At 45.1% G+C, this 16,607-nt stretch carries 16 protein-coding genes and 1 pseudogene; 6 read left to right on the forward strand and 11 right to left on the reverse strand.

Annotated features, from left to right (window positions below; translation table 11 throughout):
* A pseudogene (locus MSG93_RS06340) lies at window positions 1-92 on the forward strand (IS5/IS1182 family transposase); the annotation flags it as partial.
* A gap of 48 nt (window positions 93-140) precedes the next feature.
* Here the strand turns inward: MSG93_RS06340 and MSG93_RS06345 are convergent.
* Window positions 141-959 carry an NAD-dependent epimerase/dehydratase family protein gene (locus MSG93_RS06345; RefSeq protein WP_324621035.1) on the reverse strand — a complete coding sequence of 273 codons (819 nt, stop codon included), beginning with the start codon at window positions 957-959 and terminating at the stop codon, window positions 141-143.
* Between the two features lie 18 nt (window positions 960-977).
* Here MSG93_RS06345 and recG point away from each other — a divergent pair, with 18 nt between their 5' ends.
* Entirely contained in the window at window positions 978-3,023 is a 2,046-nt protein-coding gene (recG, locus tag MSG93_RS06350; protein ID WP_324621036.1) for an ATP-dependent DNA helicase RecG, read from the forward strand.
* On the forward strand, window positions 3,016-3,699 hold the full coding sequence (locus MSG93_RS06355; RefSeq protein ID WP_324621037.1) for a ComF family protein: 684 nt from the start codon (window positions 3,016-3,018) through the stop codon (window positions 3,697-3,699). The genes recG and MSG93_RS06355 overlap by 8 nt, the downstream gene beginning before the upstream one ends.
* Here the strand turns inward: MSG93_RS06355 and MSG93_RS06360 are convergent.
* Window positions 3,653-4,048 (reverse strand): NUDIX hydrolase, encoded by a 396-nt coding sequence (locus tag MSG93_RS06360; RefSeq protein ID WP_032873781.1) that lies wholly within the window; start codon window positions 4,046-4,048, stop codon window positions 3,653-3,655. The genes MSG93_RS06355 and MSG93_RS06360 overlap by 47 nt on opposite strands.
* Before the next feature lie 10 nt (window positions 4,049-4,058).
* Entirely contained in the window at window positions 4,059-4,643 is a 585-nt protein-coding gene (locus MSG93_RS06365) for a TIGR00730 family Rossman fold protein (RefSeq protein WP_032868638.1), read from the reverse strand.
* A 172-nt stretch (window positions 4,644-4,815) separates the two neighbouring features.
* Between MSG93_RS06365 and MSG93_RS06370 the strand changes: the two genes are divergently transcribed.
* Window positions 4,816-5,832 carry a CorA family divalent cation transporter gene (locus MSG93_RS06370; protein ID WP_005227453.1) on the forward strand — a complete coding sequence of 339 codons (1,017 nt, stop codon included), beginning with the start codon at window positions 4,816-4,818 and terminating at the stop codon, window positions 5,830-5,832.
* 46 nt (window positions 5,833-5,878) lie between these two features.
* Here the strand turns inward: MSG93_RS06370 and MSG93_RS06375 are convergent, their stop codons facing one another.
* The 8 genes from MSG93_RS06375 to dxs form a co-directional block, all read right to left on the reverse strand.
* Entirely contained in the window at window positions 5,879-6,166 is a 288-nt protein-coding gene (locus MSG93_RS06375; RefSeq protein WP_005227455.1) for an STAS domain-containing protein, read from the reverse strand.
* An 11-nt stretch (window positions 6,167-6,177) separates the two neighbouring features.
* Complete coding sequence (locus MSG93_RS06380) at window positions 6,178-6,810, reverse strand: MlaC/ttg2D family ABC transporter substrate-binding protein (RefSeq protein ID WP_005227457.1); 633 nt, start codon at window positions 6,808-6,810, stop codon at window positions 6,178-6,180.
* Window positions 6,811-6,829: 19 nt separating this feature from the next.
* Window positions 6,830-7,504, reverse strand: a complete 675-nt coding sequence (locus MSG93_RS06385) for an outer membrane lipid asymmetry maintenance protein MlaD (protein ID WP_009514011.1) — start codon at window positions 7,502-7,504, stop codon at window positions 6,830-6,832.
* On the reverse strand, window positions 7,504-8,283 hold the full coding sequence (mlaE, locus tag MSG93_RS06390) for a lipid asymmetry maintenance ABC transporter permease subunit MlaE (protein ID WP_005227460.1): 780 nt from the start codon (window positions 8,281-8,283) through the stop codon (window positions 7,504-7,506). The genes MSG93_RS06385 and mlaE overlap by 1 nt, the downstream gene beginning before the upstream one ends.
* Window positions 8,280-9,098, reverse strand: coding sequence for an ABC transporter ATP-binding protein (locus tag MSG93_RS06395; protein WP_005227462.1), 819 nt, complete (start codon window positions 9,096-9,098; stop codon window positions 8,280-8,282). Before MSG93_RS06395 ends, mlaE begins: the two co-directional genes overlap by 4 nt.
* Before the next feature lie 418 nt (window positions 9,099-9,516).
* Window positions 9,517-11,403, reverse strand: a complete 1,887-nt coding sequence (locus MSG93_RS06400) for a DEAD/DEAH box helicase (RefSeq protein WP_324621038.1) — start codon at window positions 11,401-11,403, stop codon at window positions 9,517-9,519.
* A gap of 847 nt (window positions 11,404-12,250) precedes the next feature.
* Window positions 12,251-13,081 (reverse strand): inositol monophosphatase family protein, encoded by an 831-nt coding sequence (locus MSG93_RS06405; protein ID WP_005227466.1) that lies wholly within the window; start codon window positions 13,079-13,081, stop codon window positions 12,251-12,253.
* A gap of 133 nt (window positions 13,082-13,214) precedes the next feature.
* Window positions 13,215-15,110, reverse strand: a complete 1,896-nt coding sequence (gene dxs / locus MSG93_RS06410; RefSeq protein ID WP_324621039.1) for a 1-deoxy-D-xylulose-5-phosphate synthase — start codon at window positions 15,108-15,110, stop codon at window positions 13,215-13,217.
* Between the two features lie 304 nt (window positions 15,111-15,414).
* Here dxs and ribA point away from each other — a divergent pair, with 304 nt between their 5' ends.
* Together ribA and MSG93_RS06420 are read left to right on the forward strand one after the other, a co-directional pair.
* Window positions 15,415-16,017, forward strand: coding sequence for a GTP cyclohydrolase II (ribA, locus tag MSG93_RS06415; RefSeq protein WP_038346448.1), 603 nt, complete (start codon window positions 15,415-15,417; stop codon window positions 16,015-16,017).
* A gap of 41 nt (window positions 16,018-16,058) precedes the next feature.
* Window positions 16,059-16,544 (forward strand): DUF4844 domain-containing protein, encoded by a 486-nt coding sequence (locus tag MSG93_RS06420; RefSeq protein ID WP_005282932.1) that lies wholly within the window; start codon window positions 16,059-16,061, stop codon window positions 16,542-16,544.
* The last annotated feature ends 63 nt before the right edge of the window (window positions 16,545-16,607 follow it).

Raw genomic sequence — 16,607 nt, forward strand, 5'->3', positions numbered from 1 at the left:
TTAGAGGGATAGCCACTCGATACGACAAGTTAAAACGGAACTATGAAAGTTCTGTTGCATTAGCTTGTATATTTTTATGGCTCCCCTTGTAGGTTAAATTATGAACCCTAAATGTCAACAGACCCTACAGTGTAATCGAATTATTTTTCATTACTATGGACAGATAAGGCCGCAGCGTAGTCATTAAAGCAAATCAAATGGTCAAATTTAAATCCGGTCTTTGGCAAGCGGGTGGCATAAATTTGCTTGCCGCTCGGTCGGTCCGAAAGCAACTTTAAAGGCGCTAAATGCAATTGCTGTTGAAACCATAATAGAATTTCATGCATCGGAAGCGGTCGATTATTGGTGACGATATAGCTCTGTTCAACTTGAACCAAATTCACCAGTAATGCTAAAAACCTAGCCAGATCATCAATATGAATCCGGTTGCTATAATGAACAGTGGGATAAGTCGGGCTTTGCTCAGCCAGCTTTTTCAGTCGGGCAATTGAAGCCCCATAGATACCCGTAGGACGGACAATGATACTGTGTTGTGGGTAATACTGCTGCCACAGCAACTCCATACGTCGCAACAGCTCACCTTGTGGATCAGCAGGATGGATCTCGCTCTCGTCATCAATGCGTTGCCCTGCATTTTCGCCATAGACGCGGGTTGAGGATACAATCACGATACGTTGCACCGGATGGGCTTTTAAGGCCTGAGCAATCGGCTCCACGCTATCGACATAGGTCTGCTGATAAGCCTCAATCCCACTTTCAGAAGGCGCCAGAATCACATACACCACATCCACAGGCGCCAGCCCGGTCAAATCAAGTTGATGAATGTCCTGAATATAATGGGTCGCGTAACAATCTGTTTTTGCACTGCGACTTATTGTGCTAATGTGGTGTCCTTGCTCAAATAAGTGTTTAGCGACACGCTGAGATGTTTTACCATAACCAATAAATAAAATATGCATACACACCTTTGACCAGAGATGACATCAGTTCAGCAATTACAAGGCGTTGGTGCTGCCGCAGCGACCCTCTTAGAAAAGCTTCATATTTTTAGCACGGATGATTTGTTATTCCATCTTCCCCGTGACTATGAAGATCGTAGCACTATTATTCCAATGAATCAGCTGGTCGTTGGACGAAGTTACTTGCTTGAAGGTGAAGTCCGCTCTGTTGACTTTCCACCCGGAAAAAAGAAATCTCTTGCTGCATTGGTCCAGGACGATTTCGGCAAGGTCACCTTACGCTTCTATCATATTTATAAAGGTCTTACGGACCGTATCAAAATGGGGCAACGGCTGCGCATTTTTGGTGAGGTGCGCGTTGGTGCACGGGGGCTGGAACTGTATCATCCTGAAATTCAGGTGATCCAGCAACATACGGCCCTGCCCAAGACCCAGCTGACCGCGATTTATCCCAGTACCGAAGGCCTGACCCAGCCCAAATTACGTGAGTATGTCCGTCAGGCACTCACCCATCACAGTGATGACCTACCCGAATTATTACCCAGTAAATATAGCAATGGCTATGAGCTGAAAGAGGCGTTGCATTACATTCATGAGCCGCCTACCGATGCCAACATGTTGCAGCTCAATCAAGGCTCACATCCGGCACAGCAACGGCTGATTTTTGAAGAACTGGTGGCGCATCAAATCAGTTTACTCACACGCCGTGCCTATATCCGTCAGATTTCAGCACCACGCTTTAGTAGCAGCAAAGTACTGGCCAAGACATTATTAGAAGGGCTGCCTTTCCAGATGACCAATGCGCAAAAACGCGTTTCTAAGGAAATCTTGCAAGATCTTAAACAAGATCAACCGATGTTACGTCTGGTGCAAGGCGATGTCGGTGCTGGTAAAACCTTGGTGGCCGCAGTCGCAGCCTGTCATGCGCTGGAAGCAGATTGGCAAGTGGCGCTGATGGCACCGACCGAGATTTTGGCCGAACAGCATTATTTAAACTTTAAACGCTGGTTTGAGCCTTTAGGCATTCAGGTGGCTTGGCTGTCGGGTAAACAAAAAGGTAAAGCCAGAACACAAGCTGAACAGCAGATTAAAGAAGGTCATGCCCAGTTGATCGTGGGTACCCATGCGCTGTTTCAGGATACGGTCGGTTTTTCCAAGCTCGGCTTGGTGATTATCGATGAACAACACCGTTTCGGGGTTGATCAACGCCTCGCCTTGCGCAATAAAGGCGCGGACCAGTTCACCCCGCACCAACTGGTGATGACCGCAACCCCGATTCCCCGCACCCTCGCCATGAGTGCCTATGGCGATCTGGACACCTCGATTATTGATGAACTGCCACCCGGTCGTACCCCAATCCAGACCGTCACCATCCCTCTGGAACGGCGGGAACAGGTCTTACAACGTATTGCCAGTAATTGTCGTGAAGGTAAACAGGCCTACTGGGTCTGTACCTTGGTGGAGCAATCTGAAACACAGGATGCACAAGCCGCAGAGGCCACTTATCAGGAAATTAAAGACCGCTTCCCAGATATCAATATCGGGCTGGTACATGGCAAGATGAAAGCCGATGAAAAGCAGGCTGTGATGCAAGCTTTTAAGGACAATCAATCACAACTGTTGATTGCCACCACGGTCATTGAAGTGGGGGTTGATGTCCCCAATGCCTCGATTATGGTGATTGAAAATGCAGAACGTTTAGGCCTGTCTCAACTGCATCAGCTGCGTGGCCGTGTCGGCCGTGGCGCCACCGCCAGTTTTTGTGCCTTACTCTATAAAACCCCGTTATCACAAAATGGGCAGGAACGGCTTTCTATTTTAAGGGAAAGTAATGATGGCTTTGTGATTGCGGAAAAAGATCTGGAAATTCGTGGCCCCGGTGAATTACTCGGGACCAAGCAAACTGGTGATATGGGCTTTCGTGTGGCTCGTCTAGAACGCGATGACCACCTGCTGACTCAGGCACATTATGTCGCAGAGCAAATCCTGAAAGACTATCCACAACATGCAGAAGGCCTACTGAAACGCTGGTTACCTGAAGCCCCAAGATATGCCTATGTTTAAATTATTGGGCAGATCAGCACAGCAGCTATTTGATTATTTTACCCCATGTAGCCTGTGTGATATTGGCATGAAACGGCAGTTCGGTGTCTGTCAAAGCTGCTGGCAACAATTGCCCTGGCTCAAGCAAACCATTGAACGCAATCAACAGCAAATCATGGTTGCCTGCCATTATCAGTACCCAATTGACCGGATTATCCAACAGTTTAAATATGAGCAGAAACTGCATCATCAACGTCTATTAAATGGCTTGCTATTGCAACCCAGACTGCCCAAAGTACATGCCATTGTCCCCATGCCTATTTCAACAGATCGTCTGGCCGAGCGTGGTTTTAACCAGAGTCTGTTATTGGCACAATCCTTAAGTGAGCACTTGAACATTCCCGTCTGGCAACCGGTCCAACGCTTGGCCCAGCATTCTCAAAAAGGGTTAAGCCGTCTGGAGCGGCTGGAAAATATTGAACGGCAATTTGTTGCTGCTGCACCGAATCAGATTCGCTATCGCAAGGTCCTCATTGTCGATGATGTGGTCACCACAGGCAGTTCGATTACTGCATTATCTCAGGTGCTGCAACAACTGGGCTGCCAACAGGTCTATAGTCTGTGTCTGGCAGCCGCACAGCATCAGGAAATTAATTCAAATGCTGCTGCTGACACCACGGAATCACCACTTCTTTAGTCAGTGGCGCCAGTACCGTCGACTGGTCATCCAGATCGATCCATTTCATCTCTGCAATCTCAGCCGCGATTTGTGGCTGCTGTTTTAACTCAACCGCATATACATAGCTGATCAAGGCATGATCAGGTTCATTGGCTGCTGCTGTTCTAAATTCACCGACAAACTCCTTAAGCTCACACTCACAGCCTATTTCTTCCAGAATCTCACGCTGAATTGTCACTTCAGGTGCTTCATCCAGCTCAAGCTTACCACCGACCTGCATAAAGGCATGGGTATTTTGCTTACGCACCAACAGTAATTGATTGTGCTCATTCAAGATAATGGCAGCAGCAACAGTAATGGTTTTCACAATCGTATCCTCAGGCCTGAATTTCAGTGCTAGATAGCCACTTCGGTGCCGCAGGCTGATAAGCCGCAAATGCAGCCAGAACTTCTTCAATCTGCTCGGCCACAATCAGCTTGTCCACAAAACGTGCTTGGGTAAAACCACTGTCAACCGAGGCTTGCAGCATTTTCAGCAAATCGGTATAGAAACCATTCACATTTAAAAAAGCACAAGGCTTTTGATGGATACCCAACTGGCTCCAGGTCCATTGTTCAAAGATTTCTTCGAGTGTGCCTGCACCCCCTGGTAAAGCTACAAATGCATCAGATAGCTCAGCCATTTTGGTCTTGCGCTCATGCATATTGTTGACCCGATACAATTCGGTTAAACCGGTATGGGCCAGCTCTCGATCCACCAAGGCATGGGGAATCACACCAATCACACGACCGCCCGCCTGTAGTGCACTATCAGCCACCACACCCATCAGACCCGAACGTCCACCGCCATACACCAAGGTTTTGCCTTGCGCTGCAATCACCTGCCCGGTTAACTGGGCCATTTGCTTGAAAACAGGATCATTCCCGAGAGAGGAACCACAGAAAACACATATAGAATTCATACAATTAAAACCGTTTTATAGAACTGTCATGCTGATAAAGTAGGCTGTGTAACAAGATTTTTTAAAAAATAACGTTTAGGCAAGTGTTTTTCGTTTCATCCTTGTCTAAAATACACCCTGCTTTTCGGAAAAACACCGGAAACTTTACCTCGACTGCGCAAGGAAAAAAGACATGCTTGAAGCCTTTTATGCCACTGAGCGCGGTAGTCTAGAAGATGCAACAATCAATGGCAGTTTCGACCTTCATCCTGAACTGGTCTGGATCGATCTCATCGCCCCATCCCAAGAAGAACAACAATGGATTCTGGATGCCTATGAGCGAAACCTACCTACCTTAAAGTCACTTGAAGATATTTCCTCATCAGCACGATTCTACCGTGATGATGACGGAATTTTGCATATCAGCACCTATTTTTTAACAAAGAATAAAAATTTTCAATCGGATCGTGAACAAGAAGATCTCGAGAATACACTCGCCGCTACCGTCCACACCGTTGCGTTTCTACTGGATAAAACACAACTGATCACGCTACGTGGCGAAAAACTGGTGGCTTTCCGGGCCTTTCGTGCCCGGGCAAGACGCAATGATTACAGCATCGATTATAAAGATCCGGTGTGGATTTTATTAGGCTTGCTGGAATCTAAACTGGATGAGCTTTCAGATATTCTGGAAGATACGCACAAGTATCTGGAAGAATATTCAGCCGAGGTGTTAAACGATCACCATCGTGAACAGATCCTTGATCTGGATGACATGATCACACGGCTCGCGCATCAGGAAGACATGTTAGGGAAAGCTCAGCTCTGTCTGACCGACCTGCGCCGAGTTCTGTCTTTCCTTTCGCGGCCACGTGCCTTAGGCAGCCATATTTATGACCCCGATATCCGGGAGATGAGTGAGGATGTGCGTTCTTTACTGGAGCACAATACCTTCCTGTTTCAAAAACTAAAATTCTTACTGGATATTACCACCGGTTTTGCCAATACCGAGATGAATGAGACCTTCAAACGCTTCTCGATTCTTCCAAGCATGCTGGCACCTCCAATGCTGGTGGCCAGTATTTATGGCATGAACACCGAAGTATTACCGTTTTCACATGGCAGTACCAGTTTCTGGATTGTAATCACGCTGGTGTTAACCTTCCTGATTGGTCCGACCATCTACTTCCGCTGGAAGAAATGGATCTAATAAAAAAAGCACCTGACGGTGCTTTTTTTATTGCAACAAGTGATCTTTAAATTAATTTCAGATCATCCTGCAAATGACAGGCCTGGATGATTTTCAGCATTTTTTCAGTCACATTCTTGAAATGCAGCCCTTTACTGTCTGGTGTCTGACGCAACCATTGCACCAGTACCGCCAACGATAAAGTATTGCCCTGTTCAAGCTGCCCCAGATCAACAACCAGAGGAAAATTCTTATGCTGCTGAATATGCTTTAAGCCAGCTTGGTAGATCTGCTCTGCATTTGCAAAATTAATCGTTTTTGAAACGACCAATTGCTGATCAATATACTGAATCACCCGTCACCTACTTATTTTTTGCTAACTGCAGCATCTGCATCTGGTTTAAAGGTCGCAATCGCTTTATTAATATCGCCACCATTACGTTGCACCGTTGCAGCGAACTGGTTACGGAACTGCAAGCCCAAATCGATACCAGACACGTTGATGTTACGTACTTTCCACTGGTCGCCCTTGTCGGTTAACTGGAACGACACCGGGATTTTCTCGCCATTGTGCAAGAAGTCCAAAGTCACCACAGGGGTTTTGCTGTTTGTCGATTTAAACGGACGCATGGTGTAGCTTTCATTGGTATATTTCGCGAAAGCACCGCCATAGTTCTCGATAATCACTTCACGGAAGTTCTTCTCGAACTGTGCACGTTGTGCAGCATTGGTATATTGGTTATTCGCATAAGTACCTAACACAATACGGGTAAACGCTTGAGAATCCACATACGGGTCAAGGTTTTGACGAATAATGCTTTTCACCAGTGCCGGGTTATTCTGCAACTTGGCATGATCCGCTTTTAGACGCGTAATTAAGCCATCAGCTACACGTTTAACAAAGTCAGGCGGGGTTTCAGTTGGTGCTGCAAATGCCGCACTTGCAAGCATTGTCGATAATACGCTTGCGGTTAGCGTTTGTTTCAATAATGTATTCACTTCAATCTCCTAACCTGAATTACTCAACAAAAGAAGGTTCTGCTTCAGCAGCAGGCTGTGAAGCTGGGCTTTCTGTCGCTGTTGAGCTTGATGTGGCTTTACCAGCACCACCGGTAATAAATTTACTGATCAAATCTTCTAAATCCATGGTGCCTTGGGTATTTGAAACCACGTCACCCCGTTTGAGGTAGTTCACACCACCACCTGGAACAACTTTCAAATATTTCTCACCCAATAGACCATTGGTTGCTACCATTATATAAGCATCTTCATCGAGTGTGGTGATGGAGGTCATGTTACTGGTAAGTTGCTGTTCCATTTCTTTTTGTTTCGCAGCATTCGCTTGCTCATAATCAGAACTATAGCGTAACTCTTCCAGCGCATTGTTCTGCACCTCTTTGAGCTGCTCCGGATTAAAACTGGTCAGCTTACCATCCAGATCAAATTTAACGGTGGCCAGACGGGAAACCGGATCAAGCGTAATTGATTCAACACGACCAATCGTTACACCACTCATGGTCACTTTGGCACGTGGCTTCAAGCCGTTCACATTGTCAAACTGTGCTGTCATGCTGTAGCTGTCGCGCAGATTAGTACCCACCAAGCCACTGACCTTCATCGCCAGAAAAAATAGAGCGACACCGAAGATAATGACAAAAATACCTACGGCCAGCTCACTAGTACGTGATTTCATTAAATCCCTCCGAACATGACCGCAGTCAACACGAAATCAAAACCTAATACACAAAGTGAAGAATATACGACCGTTCTGGTCATTGAAGTCGCGATACCTTCTGGGGTTGGTTCACAGGCATAGCCCTGATACACCGCCACCCATGTACAAATCAAAGCAAAGACAATGCTTTTAATAATGGTGCCATTAAAAATGTCATGCCAGAACTGGACGCTGCTTTGCATACCACTCCAGAACGAACCTTCATCGGCCCCTAAAAAATCAACACCAACCAGCTTGCCGCCAATAATACCAATGCTTGCAAAAATGACCGTGAGCATGGGCAAACTGACAATACCGGCCCATAGACGAGGAGCCACGATCTGACGCAGTGGATCAACACCGATCATTTCCATGCTGGCAAGCTGTTCACTCTGTTTCATGGAACCAATTTCAGCGGTTAAGGCCGAGCCTGCACGCCCTGCAAACAATAAGGCAGCAACGACAGAAGCAAGTTCTCGCAGCAAGGTCAGTGAAATTGCAGTACCCAGCATTGCTTCACTGCCAAAAGTGACCAGAATGCTATACATCTGCAAACCCAGCACGGCACCAATAAACAAACCGGAAACCGCAATAATCAGCAGGGACATCACCCCGACACGATACATCTGGTAAACAAAGCGCCGAAAACCACCTTTCGATGGCATGGAAAATAAAACTTGCAGGAGCATCAATGCGGCAGCACCGATGCCTTTTATTCGCTCAATAACGAGTCTACCTAGCCAGGCAATCGCATTCATGGACGAACCTCGTTATCTAAATATGCTTGATGAGTAAATTGATATTCCACAGGCCCCTCAGCCGAACCTGTTAAAAACTGACGTACAAAAGGTGAAGCATGGTTTTTTAATTGTTCTGGTGAACCTTCACCCTGAATTTTACCTTCTGCAACCACATAAATATAATCCGCAATCGACAAGGTCTCAGCCACATCATGCGATACGATAATCGTGGTCAGATCCAAAGCATCGCGCAAGGAACGAATCAGACGGGTCAATACGCCCATCACAATCGGGTCTTGACCTGCAAATGGCTCATCATACATGATCAGCTCAGGATCCAGTGCAATCGCTCGCGCCAAGGCAACACGACGGTTCATACCACCGGAAAGCTCGGTTGGCATCAACTGTTCAGCACCACGCAATCCAACCGATTCCAGTTTTAATGCCACCAGTTCTGCAATCAGATGTTCTGGCAATTTGGTATGTGCGCGGATTGGAAATGCGACATTCTCATAGACCGACATGTCGGTGAATAATGCACCACTCTGGAATAACATGCCCATACGCGCGCGCGCAGCGAACAACTCATGACGTGACATGGTGGCAATATTTTTACCATCCAGTAGCACCTCGCCATGATCTGGGCTTAACTGTCCACCAATCAGACGCAACAAAGTGGTTTTACCGGTACCGGACGGTCCCATAATGGCAGTAATCTGACCACGACGAATCTTGAGACTGATATCGTCATAAATGACGCGCTCTCCCCGATTAAAGCTTAAGTTTTTAACTTCAATTAAGGCTTCACGATCAAGAGGAGATGGATTATTCATAATGGCATTCTTTCCTGCACTTTTTATGCACGCATACTATACACTGAAACACTAAACGCTTGTTTCCATTTTGATAAACCATGTATCAAGAGTATTTAATTTATGTAGTTATTCTTGGGAACAATTTGGCTGGTGGTTGGATGAGAATTAACATTGAATGATTCCGTATTAATCATATCAAACAACGCATAAGCAAAAAACAAACCGTTACACAGCATTAAAATGACGAATAGGCATGGCAGCCCTTCACTACACATGAAAGACCAAGCTTGACTCAAAAGGCTTTTATTTTGCTTCACCTTATTCATTTCTTATATAAAGTTTGAATTAGTACACATTTTTATAATTTTACATGACTAAACCGAAATAAAAAAGCCAGTTTTTCAACTGGCTTCTTCATTCTATCGGTTTTTAACGATTAAAAATCGTTTTTGCGACGACGGTCGCCACCGAAAGTTTCTTCACGTGAACCGCGCACTGGACGCTCATCACTACCAAACTTGCGCTTTGGACGGTCATCACCACCGAAGCTGCGTTTTGGACGGTCATCACCGAAGCTACGCTTTGGACGATCACCGAAACCGCCTTCACGCTGTGGACGATCGCCAAAGTCACGTTTAGGACGGTCACCGAAGCTACCTTCACGACGCGGTTTGTAATCTACACGGTTACCACGGTTGTCATCATTTGAGTCAAAACGCGGTTTATCGTTGAAACCACCTTCACGACGTGGGCGATCAGAATTGAACTCGCGACGTGGACGGTCTTCACCACCAAAGCTACGTTTTGGACGATCATCAAAACCGCCTTCACGACGTGGACGATCTGAATTAAATTCGCGACGTGGACGGTCTTCAAAACCACCTTCACGGCGTGGACGATCTGAATTGAACTCACGACGTGGACGGTCAGAGTTGAATTCACGACGTGGACGATCTTCGCCACCAAACGATGGACGCTCACCACGTGGCTTGTCATCGAAGCTACGACGTGGACGATCATCACCGCCTTCACGACGTTTGAAGCTACCTTCCCCTTCAAAACGACGGCCACCGCCAAAACCACCGCGACCACGACCGCCGCCATCACGACCACCGCGACCACGACCGCCACCGTCACGACCTGAACGTGCAGGAGGTGGAGATGGTTCTAAACCTTCGATTTCAGATACATTTAAACGTGCATCTAAATAATCTTCCAAAGCACGGATTTTGCCACGCTCACGGTAAGTTGCCAAAGTCACGGCTTGACCGGTACGACCCGCACGACCTGTACGACCAATACGGTGTACATAGTCTTCATTTTTCATCGGTAAACCGAAGTTAATGACGTGTGAAATGGTTGGTACGTCTAAACCACGCGCCGCAACATCTGTTGCAACCAGGATTTTTGCACGACCTTCACGAATGCTACGTAAACGACGGTTACGAACGGTTTGTGGCATCGCACCATGGAGTGCAACAACAGAGTGACCCGCTTCAGCTAATTCTTCAGCAAGCATATCAGTATCTTCTTGCGTGCTTGCGAATACAACCGCTTGATCTACAGACTCATCAGATAACCAGTGAGTCAATAATTTTTTCTTGTGTTCAAAGCCATCCGTCCAATGTAATGTTTGAGTTACATCAGTGTTGGTGCTGTGACCAGTTTCAATCGCAATACGTTGCGGATCATTCATCATGCGTTCAGCAAGACGGATAATACGATCAGCAAAAGTTGCAGAGAACATTAATGTTTGATTACGGTTTGCAGCCAATTCACCAATTGCTTCTAAATCTTCAGAGAAGCCAAGATCAAGCATACGGTCTGCTTCATCAACAATTAATGATTCAACTTTATCAAGTTTGATTTGACGACGGTTTACAAGGTCAAGTAAACGACCTGGAGTCGCAACGACAACTTGTGCACCTTTAAGCTGCTGGATTTGCTTACCGAAAGGCATACCACCCATAATTGCAGCAATACGAACACCTTTCATGTGACGTACAAATGCAATCGCGTCTTGGCTTACCTGTTGAGCCAATTCACGCGTAGGAGAAATAACTAAAATCGTAGGTTGAGTGACTGCTTTCATGCGCTCTTTGAATGGCACAAAAGTATCTTCACCCGCTAAAGCGTTTAATGTAGGAAGTAAAAATGCTGCTGTTTTACCAGAACCGGTCTGGCTTGAAACTAATAAATCTTTACCTTCTAATGCAGCTGGAATCGCTTGTTCTTGCACAGGAGTTGGTGTCGTAAAACCTAAACCTTCTAGGGCTTGTTGTAAGGTTTCGTGCAAAGAAAATTCGGCAAAAGTTTTGCTCATAGAGAGTTTCACCCTTGTGGGTGCTCCATTTTAATAAATACAAAAAATAGACATCGGCAACAAGCGGCAAAGCGACTCAAGCTGAAAATATATGAAATTCAGCGGCGATCCGAATAACGACGATGTGGACTAAACGCACGCTTGATTACTGCCTCAACCTGAAGAATCGCTAAGCGATTTGGGCGCAAGATGTGGTCCTCTCTATGGACAGCGTGCGCTAATATGAATAGAACTGAATGTTCAGGTAATGAACTGGAATTTAAGTGCGTGGGCGGATTATAGCAGAAACTTTAAGAAAGTCACGTTTTTTTAGAAAATACTGGGTCTGGCGATCACAAATAAGCGATACACTTCTATTAAATGTACAATTATTCTGTGTGACAACAACAGATTACTTTAAATAAAACATGGAAAATAAACTACAAAATAATTTTATGCTGATCAGATTATTACTGGGTTTATGGTTATTCGGGTGTTTGAATATTATTTATCATGGACAGCAGGAAAATCCCTACCCCTTTATTCATGATGCTGGATACGTCTTTGAGTATCCGATTAAAGGAGTCATTTTAACCTGTGTTCTTTTTTCAATTTATTTTATTGCCCGGGGCTTCTCAACCTTTCTGAAACTGGATACAACCTATCCCATCCTCACCTATACAGCCTACAGCTGCATCGTGATTGGACAATTCCTGATTGCCCTTTTCGGATCAATGCATGCTCCACCGTATTGGGCTGCCTATTTAATCAATACCGTTATTTTACTTTTATCTCAGCTATTTATTATTCCCGTTCTATTACACAAAAAAAAGAGTAGCTAGATGCTACTCTTTTTTTAATCTACAAATTATTTTGCAGCATCGCCCCAAGCTGGAACAACGTTTTGCATCAATGGCTTTAACATCTTCAATGAACATGCAAGCACCTGACCATTGTCAAATGATTCATTGCCACCGCGCGCATCAACAACAACACCGCCCGCTTCTTTCACGATTAATTCGCCCGCAGCGATATCCCACGGTTTTAAGCCAAGCTCAAAGAAACCATCAAAACGACCTGCAGCAACATAGGCCAAGTCTAAAGCAGCTGAACCACCACGACGGATTTGCGCGCCAGATTTAGTCACTGCCAATAATGAAGCAAAATGTTGCTCGGCATAAGAAACGATTTCACCATTACGCTTGGCACGGTACGGATGACCGACTGCAAGGAAAGTATTTTCAAGGTTTTCTTTAACATTGACACGGATACGGCGTTGGTTCATCACTGCACCACGACCGCGGCTTGCAGAGAACAACTCATCACGTACTGGATCATAGATCACACCGTGTTGAGTCACACCTTTATGTTGTACTGCGATAGAAATACAGAAATGCGGGAAACCGTTGATAAAGTTTTGTGTACCATCTAAAGGATCAATCACCCAGCACCAGTCTGCATCGTGACCTTTACCTTCTTGCATACCAAACTCTTCACCAAGGAAGCTGTGGTTTTTATAGCTTTTGCGAAGTGTATCAATTGTAAGTTGTTCCAAGTAACGATCAACACGTGTTACCGGACCATCAATGCCTTTTTCTTCAACTTGTAAATCGAGTTTATGACGATTTTGATGTGCCTTTAAAAGCTCTTGACCAACTGTTTGAGCCGCACGCGCAGCCATAACCACCATAGGTTCCATTGAACACCCACTACAAATTTGAAGATTTTGACAAAGAATAATGCATAAAAGCGCGTATATTCTAGCAAATATAAGCGCTTTTAGGGGAAAAATGTTGCGAAAAATTATTTTCGCTTTTACATCAACTTAGAAACTAGAACCAGGCTTGCTCAATGGACGCCAAGATCCCTTGAGCATCTAGACCACAATCTTGTAGCATTTGCTGATGCGTGGCTTGGTGTAAGAATGTATCGGGCAAACCCAGATTCAGGATCGGTTTGACAATCTTGGCATGTGCCATGAATTCATTCACCGCACTGCCTGCGCCCGCCATCACGGCATGTTCCTCAACCGTTACAAATAGTTGAGTGGTCGCTGCCAGGTCACGAATCATTTGCTCGTCCAGTGGCTTCACAAAACGCATATTCACAACCCGCACACTAATCGCATGTTTCTGTGCAAACTGTTCTGCCGCTTCAACCGATGGTGCAACCCGACTACCAAAGGCCAGAATACTGATGTGCTGCTCAGCATCAACATTAAATTCAGCCACGATTTCCGACTTACCAATTGGCAAAGCCGTCATCTGTTGTTGAATTTCAATACCCGTGCCTGCGCCACGCGGATAACGGACTGCTGTCGGCCCTTCATAGAGGTAAGCGGTATGTAGCATCTGACGACATTCATTTTCGTCTTTCGGCGCCATAATCACCATGTTAGGCACAGTACGCATATAGGCGTAATCGTAAGCACCCGCATGGGTTGGACCATCTTCACCGACCAATCCTGCACGATCGATTCCAAAAGTGACATCCAGATTTTGCAAGGCCACATCATGGATCAACTGATCGTAACCACGTTGCAAGAAGGTTGAATAAATCGCGACAACCGGTTTTAAGCCTTCACATGCCATACCCGCAGCTAAAGTCACTGCATGTTGTTCCGCAATCGCGACATCAAAGAAACGTTCAGGATATTGCTGTGCAAATTTCACCATACCCGAGCCTTCACACATTGCCGGTGTAATAGCGAGCAGACGCTGATCTTGAGCGGCTTCATCACATAACCATTGTCCAAATACATCGGAGTACTTAGGTGGTGATTTTTTTACCGGTGCTGCTGCGGCTGGCGCAATTTTAGTAATGGCATGATAGGTAATCGGATCGGCTTCCGCTGGCGCAAAACCTTTCCCTTTTTTGGTATAAATATGAACAAGACGTGGGCCTTTACGCTTTTTCAGCGCATGGAACACTTGCGCCAGTTGCTCCACATCATGCCCGTCAAATGGTCCGAAATAATCAAAACCAATTGCTTTAAATAAATTATCAGCGGCATCGGTCGCTGATTGATGTAACCGTGAATTATACGTCCACTTAGGATGGGGCTGAACATAGGCTTCACCCTGTTCATTCACATTAATCAACTGCCCTGTTTCCCAGATTGCAGCCAGATGTTTGGCAAAACCACCGGTACTACACGAGATCGACATATCGTTATCATTTAATACCACGATCAAGTCGGCATTATGCGCAACAGCATCATTCATGGCTTCAAATGCCATGCCTGCGGTCATTGCCCCATCACCTACGATTGCAACAACATCACATGGATCTTTTTGATAACGACGTGCCAGTGCCATACCCAGACCTGCTGAAATGGCAGTTGAGGAATGACCTACACCAAAGGTATCAAATTCAGATTCATCACGTGCAGGGAACGCAGCCAAACCATCTTTACTACGAATGGTCGCGATACGATCACGACGCCCCGTCAGCACTTTATGTGGATAAGCCTGATGACCGACATCCCAGACCAAACGATCATCTGGTGTATTAAAGCTATAATGCAAGGCTACGGTCAGTTCGACCACACCTAAATTTGCACCAAAGTGTCCGCCACTCTGCCCAGCTGCATACAAAATATATTGACGTAACTCATCCGCCACTTGAACGAGTTGGCTTTGCTCGAGCTGACGTAATTGTTGTGGATGATCAATTCCATCTAACAATGGCGTAACAGGGCGTTGAGTTGGAATTTCGGTATACAACATAATGTGGCAAAGCCTTTTTAAGCCTGGCAAGTCCGAAGCTGGGTTAAATGGGGGCAATCATACAATTAAATATGATCTACCTTCAATCAGCCACACGTGCGAATGATGTAGTGCTGAACATTCTTCTACAATTTTTAAAGAATGACCCGTAGATTATCCTGAATTATGTCACTGTTTATCAACCATTATTGTGTGCTTTGTATGAAAAAGAAAAACTTATATAAAAAATCAGAAATTCCGGTTCGCGCAATCTTCACACATTAAGCTATACTCAGACAGTTTTTATGATCATAGTGAGTTCTCTGTGCCGATTGAATTTATTGCAACATCAAAGCTGCCGACTGCCTTTGGTGACTTCAATATTTCCGTGTTTCAAGATCCGGAAACGGGTGAGGAACATGTGGCGCTTTCTAAAGGGCTAGAAACTGCTCCAGATAAGCCTGTGCTTGTGCGTATCCATTCTGAATGCCTAACGGGTGATGCTTTCGCTTCACTTAAATGCGATTGCGGACCGCAGTTACAAGCCACCCAACGCCTGATAAATGAAGCGGGCCAAGGTGTCATTTTATATTTGCGTCAGGAAGGACGTGGTATTGGCTTGACCAACAAGATCCGCGCCTATGCCTTACAGGATCAAGGTCATGATACGGTTGATGCGAACCTGTTATTAAACCTGCCTGCCGATGCACGTCGCTACGATATGTGCAGCATCATGCTGGATCACCTTCAAGTTAAAGAAGTGAAACTGGTGACCAATAATCCCCTCAAACTCAAAGCGTTGACTGATCTGGGGATTAATGTGGTTGAACGTGTTCCACTTACGGTGGGTCGTAATCCCTTCAATGAACAATATTTAAAGACCAAACGTGAACGTATGGATCATCTCTATAAAAAAGATGATTTCTGACTTTAGAGTTATCTTTTGTTGAGAGAAGAGAATTTATCAAAATGAAATTATTCAGTATTTTCTTAGCCACAGCTGTTCTACTACTCTGTGGCTGTACTCAAGCAGAAGAGAATAAAGCTCATCCATCAAACGCTGGAATTATCAATCAATTGAATCAATTCCAGCAACAAGATCATTTTTTAACGGATGGCTATCTATATTCTGGCGTTCAAGATCCCCAATTAAAAAAGTTATTGAATAAAAAGGTAGCTGAAACTGCTGAAGCGTATATCCAACTCTATCAGCACTCTGCTCAACCAAGTAAACAGCAACGGCTAAAAATACTTTCGGACGGTATCCATCAAATTGATCCCGATTCACTCGGTACCGATGATAGAGAGCAGGTTGCTGGTACATTTGAACATTTTTTAGATATAACTGGCTTGGAAAGTTCTGAAGGTATTTTAAATACTTGGCTATACAATGAAGAAATTAATGAGCTTATTGAAAAGAACCGTTCCAAAGGTCAAAGTAAAAACCAAGATTAACAGAACATGATTTTTTCACCCTAAATCATACATATTTCATATAGATTCAAAAATCCCTTACTT

The sequence above is a fragment of the Acinetobacter sp. IK40 genome (assembly GCF_035615075.1).
Taxonomy (GTDB): Bacteria; Pseudomonadota; Gammaproteobacteria; order Pseudomonadales; family Moraxellaceae; genus Acinetobacter; species Acinetobacter courvalinii.

What these genes read in the sequence shown, in the direction of transcription:
- MSG93_RS06365 (WP_032868638.1), bottom strand. Translation starts at nt 4,643, where the DNA reads ATGAATTCTATATGTGTTTTCTGTGGTTCCTCTCTCGGGAATGATCCT.
- mlaE (WP_005227460.1), bottom strand. Translation starts at nt 8,283, where the DNA reads ATGAATGCGATTGCCTGGCTAGGTAGACTCGTTATTGAGCGAATAAAA.
- recG (WP_324621036.1), top strand. Translation starts at nt 978, where the DNA reads ATGACATCAGTTCAGCAATTACAAGGCGTTGGTGCTGCCGCAGCGACC.
- MSG93_RS06370 (WP_005227453.1), top strand. Translation starts at nt 4,816, where the DNA reads ATGCTTGAAGCCTTTTATGCCACTGAGCGCGGTAGTCTAGAAGATGCA.
- dxs (WP_324621039.1), bottom strand. Translation starts at nt 15,110, where the DNA reads ATGTTGTATACCGAAATTCCAACTCAACGCCCTGTTACGCCATTGTTA.
- MSG93_RS06345 (WP_324621035.1), bottom strand. Translation starts at nt 959, where the DNA reads ATGCATATTTTATTTATTGGTTATGGTAAAACATCTCAGCGTGTCGCT.
- MSG93_RS06355 (WP_324621037.1), top strand. Translation starts at nt 3,016, where the DNA reads ATGTTTAAATTATTGGGCAGATCAGCACAGCAGCTATTTGATTATTTT.
- MSG93_RS06420 (WP_005282932.1), top strand. Translation starts at nt 16,059, where the DNA reads ATGAAATTATTCAGTATTTTCTTAGCCACAGCTGTTCTACTACTCTGT.
- MSG93_RS06385 (WP_009514011.1), bottom strand. Translation starts at nt 7,504, where the DNA reads ATGAAATCACGTACTAGTGAGCTGGCCGTAGGTATTTTTGTCATTATC.
- MSG93_RS06405 (WP_005227466.1), bottom strand. Translation starts at nt 13,081, where the DNA reads ATGGAACCTATGGTGGTTATGGCTGCGCGTGCGGCTCAAACAGTTGGT.
- MSG93_RS06395 (WP_005227462.1), bottom strand. Translation starts at nt 9,098, where the DNA reads ATGAATAATCCATCTCCTCTTGATCGTGAAGCCTTAATTGAAGTTAAA.
- MSG93_RS06400 (WP_324621038.1), bottom strand. Translation starts at nt 11,403, where the DNA reads ATGAGCAAAACTTTTGCCGAATTTTCTTTGCACGAAACCTTACAACAA.